This window comes from Serratia sp. 506_PEND (assembly GCF_001076875.1).
GTDB lineage: Bacteria > Pseudomonadota > Gammaproteobacteria > Enterobacterales > Enterobacteriaceae > Serratia > Serratia marcescens.
The window spans coordinates 1-11,556 of record NZ_JVEL01000488.1 but is presented as its reverse complement, the minus strand read 5'-3'; the positions used below and the strand labels follow the sequence as shown (position 1 = coordinate 11,556).

Below are 11,556 nucleotides of genomic sequence, written 5' to 3'. Positions count from 1 at the left end.
GCGTCGATTTGCCGGCGCCGTTTTCGCCCAGCAGGGCGTGCACCTCGCCGCGTTGAATGGCCAGATCGATGCCGTCCAGCGCCTTCACGCCGGGAAAGCTTTTCTTGATTCGCTTCAGTTCCAGTAAAGGTGTCACCGCATTGCCCTCCGCGCCGAACGCCCCGCCGCAGCGGGGCGAACCGGCCGCTGTTACCAGCTAAAGCCGGCCGCATTGCTGCGGTCGATCAGCTTCACTTTGACCGGCACGGTTTTCGGCACCGTGGCGCCCCAGTAGCGGGCCAGCGCAATGCCGAGCGCGATGCGCAGCTGGTCGCGCGGGAACTGCGCCGAGGTGGCGATAAACGGCGAATTCGGCTTGAGGATCTCTTTGATGGCTTCCGGCTGGCCGTCGACGCTCACCAGCTTAACCTTGGCGCCGTTGCTTTCGATCGCAGCCAGGGCGCCGAGCGCGCCGACGTCGTTGACGCTGAAGATGCCCGCCAGATCCGGCGCCGACTGCAGCATGTTTTCGGTCACGGTCAGCGCGGTGTCGCGTTCCTGCTTGCCGTTTTGCTTGGTGACGATCTTGATGTCGGGGTATTTTTTCATCGCCGCTTCAAAGCCGCGCACACGCTCCAGGATCGGCACCACCGGGATGCCGTCGAGGATCGCCACCTTGCCTTTGCCGCCCAGCGCTTTCGCCAGGTATTCGCCCGCCTGGAAGCCGGCGTCGTAGTTTTCCGATCCGACGAACGAGTCCAGCGGCCCTTCCGCCTGCGCGTCGATCGCTACCACCACCGCGCCGGCCTTATGGGCGGAGATCACCGCCGACTGCACCCCCACCGAATCGGTCGGGTTGATCAGCAGGATATCCACCTTCTTCTGCAGCATGTCTTCCACGTCGCCGATCTGTTTGGCGACGTCATGGCGCGCATCGGCCACGTACACCTTGGCGCCGATATCCGCCGCCGCCTGATCCAGCGCCTGCTTCATGGTGACGAAGTAGTCGTTGTTCATTTCCTGGAACGACATACCGATAGTGATTTGCTTGGCCAGCGCCACCTGGCTGGCCGCCAACATTCCACCGGCGACGATAAAAGGCAGGGTCTTTTTGAATAATGAAAACATAGCCAATTCTCCTGTAGGGAAGCTTCTTGTTGTGGTTATCAGAGCAACAGCATGTCTTTACGTTTGGCCGACCAACCGGCCCCCCATTGCGAACGGGCCGGCGATCGTGACTGCAACAGCGGTACGGCGGGAAAATCAGGGAACCAGGATCACCTTGATGGAGTCGGTCGAGTCCGCCAGGGCGAAGGCTTCGTCCCAGTCGTTCAATGAATAGCTGTGGGTGACCACGCCGTTGGAAGTCACCAGCCCGCGTTCGAACAGATCGATGGCGATTTCATAGCTGTAGGGCGCCAGGTGCGCGCCGCGAATGTCCAGCTCCTTGCGATCGCCGATGATGGACCAATCGACGGTGGTTTCCTTGCCGAACACGCTGAACTCCACGAAGCGGCCCAGCTTGCGGATCATCTGCAGCCCCTGGGTGACGCCGATCGGCGCGCCGGTGGCCTCGATATACACGTCGCAGCCGTAGCCGCCGGTCAGCGATTTGACGATCTGGTCGGCATCTTCCTTCAGCGGGTTGATCACTACGTCGGCGCCGAATTCCTTCGCCAGCGCCAGCCGCTCGTCGATGGCGTCGATCACGATCAGTTTCTTCGGCGTCTTCAGGCGCGCCACCTGCACCATGCACAGCCCGAGCGGCCCGGCGCCGGCCAACACCACCACGTCGTCCAGTTGGATGTCGCCGCGCGCCACGGTGTGGATGGCGCAGGCCATCGGTTCGATCAGCACCGCGTCTTCATGGCTCAGGCTTTCCGGGATCTTGTGGACGATGGCGTTCTCAGAAAAGCGCATGTATTCCGCCATGCCGCCCTCCGCCACGTCTTTCTGGAAGCCGTAAATGTTATGCGTCTCACACATCCAGTAACTGCCGGATTTGCAGTAACGGCACTCCCAGCACGGCACGATCTGCTCGGCGATCACCCGCTCACCGATCCGGTATTTGCCTTCCGCGCCCTCGCCCAGCGCGGCGATGCGGCCGTAGAACTCATGTCCCGGCACCACCGGCGGTTTGACCCACGGGTTCTCCCCCCAAAACATCTGCGCGCCGTTCTTGCACTTGCAGTCGCCGGCGCAGATGCCGCAGCCTTCCACCTTGATCACCAGCTCGCGCGCCTTCGGCAGCGGCGTGGGCACCTGTTCGAAACGGTAGTCCTGCGGGCCGTGGCAAACGACCGCGCGCATTTTTTCCGGCAACTGGCTCATCTCTTCCTCCAATACACTCGTTAAACGCTTGAAAATTCTAAATGTTGACGTTGTCATTTTTATTCAACAAAAAACGAGCAACGAAACAACATGTTAAATTTCAATAAATTAATCATAAAACATCTCGAAAACTCAAAATGACAACGTGAACATTGATCGACATATAACCAAAGCTGCAAAAAGAATTGTTTGAGCAAAATCACAGTTCGTTAACATTGCGGCTAAAAATGCTACAAATGCGGATCACGATCCCATTTACGGGATCGATGAGGATCGGGAGATGATCGAAACGCCAGGAAGAAGATGATTGGCAGGAATGCGGGCCAGGCATCGCGCCCGGCCCGATAAAGCGGGTTACTTCACTTCGCCCATCGCTTTCAGCTTTTTGGACAGCTCGCGGCGCTCTTTGGACAGATCGGCATTTTTGATGATGTAGTCATCAACGCGATCTTCATAGTCGCTGCGCATGTTGGCGATGATGCCCTGAATGTCTTCAATGCTCATGCCGGGCTTGATGTACTCGCTCAGGTTGTCGAGCAGCAGCACGCGCTTCTGGTTATCACGAATTTTCTTTTCGTTGTCGACGATCTCGCGTTGCAGTTTGTTTTTGCGGCGGAACATACGCACAAACTCCAGCACGTCCTGGAAACTCGGCTTATTTGCATTATCCATCTTTATACCCTTGCTTTAGTAATACACAGATTCATTTGCTTACGGCCACATGGCACCAAGATACAGGTTTGTGGCGGTCCGGCACAACAGTGATTGCCTTATCTTACCCACTTTGCCCCGGCGGCCAAAACCCAAAGCGCCGCCTTCATGATCTGACCCCTTATTCACGCCCGGCGGCGGTGCAGACCTGGAGCAGATCCCCCAACTCTTCCAGCTGCTGCGCCAGCTCCATGCTGAGCCAGACATAGCCGTAAATCGGCGCTTCGCCGTGCTGGCCGAGGCTGACCTCCTGCATCAGCGTTTTCAGCTCGCCGGCGATCTCCGCCAGCTGCCCCGCCGCCGCCTGCCGCTGCGCCTGTGGCCCTTCGCGCATCAGCAGCGCCAGCGATTCCAGCGAGCTCAGCGTCAGCAGTTGGGTGCTGCGCAGCGTGCGGGCGTTCAGCATGATGAAGTGCGTTTCGCGCGAAGCCCAGTAGGCGTCGGCCATCAGTTCCAGCGTGCACACCAGATTGCGGCTGAGGGTTTGCACCGCCTCGAACACCGCTTTGGGGATGCGGGTTTCCTTGCTGGCGGGCACGATCAGGCTGCGCAGCTTCACCACCTGATTCAACAGATCCTTGAGCTGCGGCTCCAGCCGCGGCCGCTCAATGACGTTCGGCGAAAAGTAGGCACCGTAAATTCGGGCGGCGGTTTGCAGGCAGTCCGCCATTTGCATGCGCCACAGAATGTAGGCGCGCTGCGGGTAGATGCTGGTGAACAGCAGCGCCAGCAGCGAGCCGAAGATCACGTCGCCGCTGCGCCAAAGCGCAGTGTGCATGTCGCCGGCGCCCGCGCCGCACACCACCGCCAGCGTGATCCCCACCAGCAGCGCCATATACGGCCGTTTGCCGAGCGTCAGGTAACCGCAGACGAACATCACCACGCCGCACCAGACCAGCATCAGCGGCAGCGAATAGAGTTCCAGATACAGGGCGATCAGACCGGACGCGGCGCCAAACACCGTGCCGGCAATGCGTTGCAGCGCCCGCTGCAGCACGTTGCCCCAAAACGAGATCGGCCCCATCACCACCACCAGGGTGATCAGCGGCCAGGTGCCTTCGGGCACCGCCAGCAGGCGGATCAGCAGAAAGGTCAGGATAAACGCCAGCCCGATGCGCACGCCGTGAACGACGCGATAGTGGCGATAGGTCAGCAGTTCAAGGGGAGAGATTTTTCGATCGAGGCGCACGATGCCTCCGATAAAGACCAGCCAGGCCGCTATTTTAGCGGAGGAAGCCCGGCGAGGAAAAGGCGAATGAGGCGTCCCCCATTCGCGGTCAGGCTCAGGCGGCGTACTTGTCGACCAGCGCGCGCAGAACGGCGGCGGTTTCGACATCCATCACGCCGTCATACTTCTGCGGACGGAAGTGCAGCTGGAACGCGCGCACCAGCTGGCGATAGCCTTCTGCGGTGTTCGCCGCCGAGGTGTCATAGCCGTATTGGGCGAACAGTTTCAGCAGATCGGCCTGCGCCGGCAGGCCCTGGCTGCAGTATTCCTGCTGACGCTGCTGCTTGGTCGCTTCGTCATACCAGGCGCCGACGCCGGCCTGATACAGCTGCTGCCACGGGAACTGCGGGCCCGGATCGCTCTTGCGGCCCGGCGCGATGTCGGAGTGCGCCACCACGTTCACCGGCGAGATGTCCGGATAACGCTGCAGAATGTTCTGCGCCAGCTGGGTGACCGCCTCGATCTGCTGCGGATTGAACGGCGGGAAGGTGATGTTTTCACCGTCGCCGCTCGCCAGGTTGACGATCTCGATGCCGATCGAGGTGTCGTTGATATTGCTGCGGGTGCCCCACTGGCTGGTGCCGGCATGCCAGGCGCGCTCGTTCTCGTCCACCAGGTTGAAGATGCGCACGCCGCTGAAGCCGGCCGCCTGATAGGTCGCCTCGGTCGGATCCGGCACCAGGTAGTGCGCGCTGACCGATTTTCCGGTCAATGACGTCACCGAGTCGGCGAAGTTTTGCGCCGTGTAGTGCAGCACCAGAAAACGCACGCGGTGGCCGAAGCTGGCGACCGATCGGTAGCTATTGTAATCAATCTTGTACATCGTAAAGTCCCTCTCTCGTTTGATTTCACTGAGCGGCCCCTCATCATGACAGGCCGCCCCGCACGGGTGAACCCTTGGTCCACCCTTTTGTTTTAGCTAATTGCTAAATTATGCGCAAGTGTTTTTTAGCAAAAACGTTATTTACCTTTTTGCTAAAGAGTGCGATCATTGCACGATGGAAACTAAAGAAATCAGGCGCAACAATCTGCGCGAATTGATGGCCCGCTACGCCCGGCAAGGCGTCAACCAGAATGAGTTCGCCACGCTGGTTGAGTCTTCCGCGCCGACGCTGAGCCAAATCATCGGGGAAAAATCCTCCCGCAATCTTGGCGACAATCTGGCCAGGCGGATCGAGGCCAGGCTGAATTTGCCCAAAGGCTGGTTCGACGTGTTTCACGAAAAGCAGCTGGTGCGCCCGTTTGACAACGTGGCGGCGGAGTCGGACTTCCAGCCCGCCCGTTTGAAACCGGTGGTATGGGAAGATACCGAACAAGACAAGGAAGAGTTTGTGGAGATCCCGCTGCTGGATATTGATTTTTCCGCCGGCGACGGCTGCTACGAAATCGTCGATCGCGAGGAGTTTTCGCTGATCTTCCGCCGTTACTATCTGCACAAGATGGGGGTGGCGGTCAACGCCGCGCGCATTATCCGCATCTCCGGCTCCAGCATGGAACCGCGCCTGCAGGACGGCGACGTGGTCGGCATCAACACCGACGACACGCGCATCCGCGAGGGCAAGACCTACGCCATCCGCCACGGCAATTTGCTGCGGGTGAAGGTGCTGATCGAGCAACCGGACGGCGGCGTCATCATCCGCTCCCTCAACCGGGAAGAGTACCAGGACGAGCATCTCAGCTATCAGCAGCGCAAGGAGCAACTGGTGGTGCTCGGCCGCGTCTTCTGGTCGTCTTCGTCCTGGTAGCAGAGCAACCTCGGGCGCCCGTTGCGCCCGGCGGTTATTTGAAGTCCACCACCATCTGCTGCTGGATAGACAGCCCGCGCGTCGACTGCACGCAGCCGGCGATGTAGTCGGTGAAACGCGGCGGTTTCGGCATGCCAAGCTTGAGGATCTTCTCGTTGCTGAAACGCACGTTGAGCATGGCGAACGAGCCGTACAGGCGCATCGCTTTGAGCATCAGCCGCTCGTTGCACGGGCCGAAAATGTCTTTCAGCTGACGGCGCATTTTCACCAGTGCGTCATAGGTCACCTGCGCATACTCATCGCCCACCGGCGCTTTTTCCAGGGCCGCCGCCATGGCGTTGTCAATTTCAGCAAAGCTGACGCTGCTCTCCTCACCGGCGGAGATGTGATAAACGTCGTTCTCCAGCGTTTCGCTGTTCATCAGCATCACCAGCGCATCCGCGCAGTAGTCCGCCGGGATCACGTCGATATTGTCCTGCAGCGAGCACATGAACTTGCGCAGCATCAGCGCCATGCCAAACACCCAGAAAATGCTGCTGGAAGGCTGGCAGCCCAGGCGGGTGTGCCCCACCACAATCGACGGACGAGCGATGGTCAACGGCATTTGCGGGCAGCGCTGGCGCATCAGCTGTTCGATGGTGGATTTGGAACGGGTATATTCCACCAGGTGCTCGGCGTCCTCCTCAAACTCGCCGCTCTCCGCCACCAGCGAACCCGGCTCCGGCGAACAGGACATGGCGGTGCCGACGTGCAGGAAGCGTTTTAATCCCGGCACCTGCGCCATTCTTTCAGCAAAGGCCAGAGTGCCTTCTACGTTTACCTTCCAAATGAGCGGGTTATTACCAAATGAAGCAACGGCCGCGCAGTTAATAACGTGCGTGACATTGTTAATACGTGCGTCAGTTAAAAAGTCAGCCGGCTCGGAAAGATCGCCCAACAATATATTTTCCATCGTAATTTTAGACAGCAGATTCGCGTCGATATTAAACTTTTCCATATTCGCGCGAATACGGGCCAGCCCTTGCTGCGCATCATCGGCGCGCACCAGCAAAAGATAATTAATAGACTGATTTTCAATCAATAATTTTTCAAGAACTGCACCACCGAGAAAGCCGGTAGCACCGGTCAACAGTAGCGTTTTCATCATTGTCACCCACATTGGCATTGAATGTGGGAGATTGTATCTGCGGATATTTAAACAAATATTAAATAGAATTACGGCGCCCAGACTCACTTTTCTTAATATTATCTTAAGGAATCTTTTGAAACATCCATCCTGGGTTTAGTAACAAAAGAACCGCGTAGATTCCATGATTAATCTCCGCCGTTTAAATACCATTGATGTAGTGCCTGATTTAATTTAACGGTCAATGTTATTTCCCTTTTCGTCCGTGGAGGACTTATGACCTATAACCAAAAAATCTGGTTGGGGGTTTTACTGCTGTGCACCCTGTTTTGGGGGGCGGTGATAAGCGGCGCCTGTTCGCTGTATAACCGGGCGGATCGCCTCAATGCGCACCAGGCGCAGAGCGAGTTCGCCGCGCGTCACAGTCTGACTTCCAGCTCACAGCAAAGCGCTCAAGCGTCCACCTCCCCTCGGAATGGGTAGGGACAAGACCCGCTAACGATCCTATTATACCCTAGGGTTAACAGGGAGATAACGATGGTTCGAAAGCTGGATAGCTTACCGCAGGCGCAACGCGAGAAAATAGAAACCGATTTGCTGGCCATCAGCGTGATCTACAACGAGCGCTACGGCATCGCCTCGACCCAGGCGGAAACAGAACGACAGATCCCCGATCACCTGCTCCCCTACTTTCATCAGCGGCTGGATTTCTATCGCCGTGCGTAATTGCGCGCATTTCGCTAACCGCCGCTTGGCATCGCTCCCCACGCCGTTACAATAGGGGCATATTGTATCCGCCACTGAAGAGACGCGATTTTGAGCAGCAAGGCAACGGCCACATTTTACATTCACGACTATGAGACCTTCGGCAAGAGCCCGTCGCTGGACCGCCCGGCGCAGTTCGCCGGCGTGCGCACCGATATGGATTTCAACATTATCGAAGAGCCGCTGGTCATCTACTGCGCCCCGGCCGACGACTACCTGCCGGAACCCGAGGCGGTGATGATCACCGGCATCACGCCGCAGGTGGCGCGAGCCAAAGGCGTTAACGAGGCCGAGTTCACCCGCCAAATCCATCAGGCCTTCAGCGTGGCCGGCACCTGCATTCTCGGTTACAACAACATCCGTTTCGATGACGAAGTGAGCCGCAATATCTTCTATCGCAACTTCTACGATCCCTATGCCTACAGCTGGCAAAACGGCAACTCGCGTTGGGATCTGCTGGATGTGATGCGCGCCTGCTACGCCCTGCGTCCGGACGGCATCGTCTGGCCGGAAAACGAAGACGGTTTCCCCAGCTTCCGCCTCGAACACCTCACGCGCGCCAACGGCGTCGAACACACGCAGGCTCACGATGCGATGTCGGACGTTTACGCCACCATCGCGATGGCCAAGCTGGTCAAGCAGGCGCAGCCGCGGCTGTTCGATTTCCTGCTGCAGCACCGCAACAAGCACAAGCTGAACGCCCTGATCGACGTCGCCGACATGACGCCGCTGGTGCACGTCTCCGGCATGTTCGGCGCGGCGCGCGGCAACACCAGCTGGGTGTCGCCGTTGGCCTGGCACCCGGACAACAAGAACGCGGTGATCATGTGCGATCTGGCCGGCGACATGACGCCGCTGTTGACGCTGAGCGCCGAGCAACTGCGTGAACGGCTGTACACCCGCCGCGACGATCTGGCGCCGGATCAGGCGCCGGTGCCGATCAAGCTGGTGCACATCAACAAATGTCCGGTGCTGGCGCCGGCCAAAACCTTGCTGCCGGAGAACGCCGAGCGGCTGGGCATCGATCGTCAGGCGTGTCTGCAAAATCTGCAGCTGCTGAAACAGCATCCGGAAGTGCGCGAGAAAGTGGTCGCGCTGTTCGCCGAAGCCGAGCCGTTCAAAGGCGCCGACGACGTCGACGCCCGCTTGTACGACGGTTTCTTCAGCGACGCCGACAAGGCGGCGATGAGGATTATCCAGCAGACCAAGCCGCAGAACCTGCCGGCGCTGGATCTGGCCTTCAGCGACGGCCGCATGAAAGAGCTGCTGTTCCGCTTCCGCGCGCGCAACTACCCGAATACGCTGGACGACGCCGAGCAGCGCCGCTGGCTGCAACACCGTCAGGAAGCCTTGAGCGCGGAGCGCGTGCAGAGTTACCTGCTGCAGCTCGAATCGCTGTATAACCTGCACGAAGGCGACAAAGAGAAAACCGCCCTGCTGAAAGCGCTGTTCGATTACGGCAAAGAGTTGGTGGGATAAAACCCGCAGCAAGCAGAAAAGGAAAAGGCCGCGAAAGCGGCCTTTTTTGTGGCTGAGGAGACGGCTCGCGCTTAGGCGGCGTCTTCGCTCGCTTGCGGCACCGGCAGACGGAAGCTGCGGGTGACGAAGGCCAGGTAGATCAGGCCGATGGCCGCCCAGACCAGGCCCAGCGTCATCGAGCTGGCTTCCAGGTTGATCCACAGCGCGCCGACGGTCAGTGCGCCCATCACCGGCAAGATCAGGTAGTTGAACGTGTCCTTCACGGTGCGGTTCATCTTGTCGCGAATATAGAACTGCGAGATCACCGACAGGTTGACGAAGGTGAAGGCCACCAGCGCACCGAAGTTGATCAGCGCAGTCGCGGTCACCAGGTCAAACGACACTGCGGACAGCGCGATGGCGCCAACCAGCAGCACGTTCAGCGCCGGGGTACGCCACTTCGGATGCACATAGCCGAAGAAGCGAGTCGGGAACACGCCGTCGCGGCCCATCACGTACATCAGACGCGAAACGCCCGCGTGCGCCGCCATGCCTGACGCCAATACCGTCACGCAGGAGAACACCAGGATCACCGACTGGAAGAACTTGCCCGCCACGTACAGCATGATTTCAGGCTGCGACGCGTCAGGATCCTTGAAGCGCGAGATGTCCGGGAAATACAGCTGCACGAAGTAAGACACCACGATAAAGATGATGCCGCCGATCAGCGCCGTCAGGAAGATGGCTTTCGGGATCACTTTCTCTGCGTCTTTGGTTTCTTCGGACAGCGAGCTGATGCCGTCGAAGCCCAGGAACGAGAAGCACAGGATGGTCGCGCCGGTAATCATCGGCACCACGTGAGCGTTATCGGACCAGAACGGGCGGCTGCTGACCAGCGTACCGGCGCCTTCGCCGTGGTAAACGCCGTTGATCACCAGGCCCAGGAACACGATCATGATCGCCACCTGCACCACCACGATGATGGAGTTCAGGTTAGCCACCAGCTTGATGCCGCGCAGGTTAAAAATCGTCATCAACCCGACCAGCACCGCCACGAAGATCCAGGACGGGACGCCCGGGAAGATCGCTTCCAGGTAAATCTTGGCCAGCAAAATGTTGATCATCGGCATGAACAGGTAGTCCAGCAGCGATGACCAGCCCACCATAAAACCGACGTGCGGACTGATGGCTTTCTGGGCGTAGGTGTAGGCGGAACCGGCGGAAGGGAACTTCTTCACCAGCTTGCCGTAGCTCAGGGCGGTAAACAGGATCGCCAGCAGAGCGAAGGCGTACGCGGTCGCGACGTGACCATCGGTCAGGCCGGATACGATGCCGAAGGTATCGAAGATGGTCATTGGCTGCAGATAAGCCAGACCCATCATCACTACCGGAACCAATGTCAGGGTTTTACGCAGCTGAGTGCGCTGAGCCGGAGCGGCGTTAAGGGTGTTATCGGACATTGTTCAGCCCCCCCTTACCTTGAGCCTTGCGGATGGCGGACACGCCAAGACTTAAGGTTGCGGGGAAACTTCGCAACGAGCGACTTAATTCTAAAAGAAGGGGATTGTAAGCTGGATAACGGGTCGAGGTAACCTCGGCTGCTCCATAGTCGCTGCGGCCACAGCGGAAACCGGCGGGCACCGGCGCTAAAGTGAAAAATTGCCCCATCTTTCTAATCCTCATGAGTCACGACCATAAAGTTTTGTTTGATCGTGCACGAAACTATTTATCTATCCGGATCGGTGTCCGGCCTCGCTTGGTGTATGAAACGCTACGTTGGTAAAACTAAATGCAAAAAAAATAACCGACGCTTTCAAAACGTCGGCTATCTGCATTTGAGATATTTTGCACCAGAATGCCTCCGGATGACAAGATCCGGAAGCCCTCAAATACAAATTCTTTTTGTCGATCGAACGGAAAAACAGCCCGGCAGGCGAATTAATCCGCTACCGGCAGGCCGGTCGCCCGCACATACTTCTTACTTTATACGCCCATTCAGGCATTTTTCAACATCCAGTCGATCTCGGTTTCCGTCACCCGCCGTTCAAACTGCAGCAATTCGTCCGTCTTGCAGGCGTGATACACTTGGGTGAAACGCTCGCCCAGATAGTGGGTCAACGCGTGCTGATGTTCAAACTCGTACAGCGCATCGCTCTGGCGGATCGGCAGCGGCAGCCCCTCCTGCTCCAGCCCGTTGCCGGTCACCGGCTCAG

At 58.5% G+C, this 11,556-nt stretch carries 12 protein-coding genes and 1 pseudogene; 4 read left to right on the top strand and 9 right to left on the bottom strand.

Annotated elements, in window-relative coordinates:
* The 6 genes from ADK28_RS30385 to ADK28_RS19680 form a co-directional block, all read right to left on the bottom strand.
* Positions 1 to 136, bottom strand: a 136-nt coding sequence (locus ADK28_RS30385) for an ATP-binding cassette domain-containing protein (protein WP_126186445.1), incomplete at its 3' end; no start/stop codon positions are given.
* Positions 137 to 189: 53 nt separating this feature from the next.
* Positions 190 to 1,107 carry an ABC transporter substrate-binding protein gene (locus tag ADK28_RS19700; protein ID WP_016927010.1) on the bottom strand — a complete coding sequence of 306 codons (918 nt, stop codon included), beginning with the start codon at positions 1,105 to 1,107 and terminating at the stop codon, positions 190 to 192.
* 135 nt (positions 1,108 to 1,242) lie between these two features.
* Entirely contained in the window at positions 1,243 to 2,310 is a 1,068-nt protein-coding gene (locus tag ADK28_RS19695; RefSeq protein ID WP_016927009.1) for an erythritol/L-threitol dehydrogenase, read from the bottom strand.
* A gap of 354 nt (positions 2,311 to 2,664) precedes the next feature.
* Positions 2,665 to 2,982 carry a PTS system regulator TmaR gene (gene tmaR / locus ADK28_RS19690; RefSeq protein WP_004935612.1) on the bottom strand — a complete coding sequence of 106 codons (318 nt, stop codon included), beginning with the start codon at positions 2,980 to 2,982 and terminating at the stop codon, positions 2,665 to 2,667.
* Positions 2,983 to 3,142: 160 nt separating this feature from the next.
* Positions 3,143 to 4,210, bottom strand: coding sequence for an FUSC family protein (locus ADK28_RS19685; protein WP_016927008.1), 1,068 nt, complete (start codon positions 4,208 to 4,210; stop codon positions 3,143 to 3,145).
* Between the two features lie 94 nt (positions 4,211 to 4,304).
* Positions 4,305 to 5,072 (bottom strand): N-acetylmuramoyl-L-alanine amidase, encoded by a 768-nt coding sequence (locus tag ADK28_RS19680; RefSeq protein ID WP_048796451.1) that lies wholly within the window; start codon positions 5,070 to 5,072, stop codon positions 4,305 to 4,307.
* 175 nt (positions 5,073 to 5,247) lie between these two features.
* Between ADK28_RS19680 and ADK28_RS19675 the strand changes: the two genes are divergently transcribed.
* The gene (locus ADK28_RS19675; protein WP_019453597.1) at positions 5,248 to 5,994 is read left to right on the top strand and encodes a S24 family peptidase; all 747 of its coding nucleotides are present in this window, start codon (positions 5,248 to 5,250) and stop codon (positions 5,992 to 5,994) included.
* A 34-nt stretch (positions 5,995 to 6,028) separates the two neighbouring features.
* On the opposite strand, the gene ADK28_RS19670 is transcribed toward ADK28_RS19675, so the two are convergent.
* On the bottom strand, positions 6,029 to 7,138 hold the full coding sequence (locus tag ADK28_RS19670) for an SDR family oxidoreductase (RefSeq protein WP_033641387.1): 1,110 nt from the start codon (positions 7,136 to 7,138) through the stop codon (positions 6,029 to 6,031).
* Between the two features lie 258 nt (positions 7,139 to 7,396).
* Here ADK28_RS19670 and ADK28_RS19665 point away from each other — a divergent pair, with 258 nt between their 5' ends.
* The 3 genes from ADK28_RS19665 (at position 7,397) to sbcB (ending at position 9,364) form a co-directional block, all read left to right on the top strand.
* The gene (locus ADK28_RS19665) at positions 7,397 to 7,603 is read left to right on the top strand and encodes a hypothetical protein (protein WP_016927004.1); all 207 of its coding nucleotides are present in this window, start codon (positions 7,397 to 7,399) and stop codon (positions 7,601 to 7,603) included.
* A gap of 54 nt (positions 7,604 to 7,657) precedes the next feature.
* Complete coding sequence (locus ADK28_RS19660; protein WP_016927003.1) at positions 7,658 to 7,846, top strand: DNA polymerase III subunit theta; 189 nt, start codon at positions 7,658 to 7,660, stop codon at positions 7,844 to 7,846.
* Positions 7,847 to 7,936: 90 nt separating this feature from the next.
* Positions 7,937 to 9,364, top strand: coding sequence for an exodeoxyribonuclease I (gene sbcB / locus ADK28_RS19655; RefSeq protein ID WP_016927002.1), 1,428 nt, complete (start codon positions 7,937 to 7,939; stop codon positions 9,362 to 9,364).
* A 71-nt stretch (positions 9,365 to 9,435) separates the two neighbouring features.
* Here sbcB and ADK28_RS19650 read toward each other — a convergent pair whose 3' ends face one another.
* A complete protein-coding gene (locus ADK28_RS19650) occupies positions 9,436 to 10,803 on the bottom strand; it encodes an APC family permease (RefSeq protein WP_004935642.1) in 1,368 nt (455 codons plus the stop codon).
* Positions 10,804 to 11,338: 535 nt separating this feature from the next.
* Positions 11,339 to 11,556, bottom strand: a pseudogene (locus ADK28_RS19645) (glutamine synthetase); the annotation flags it as partial.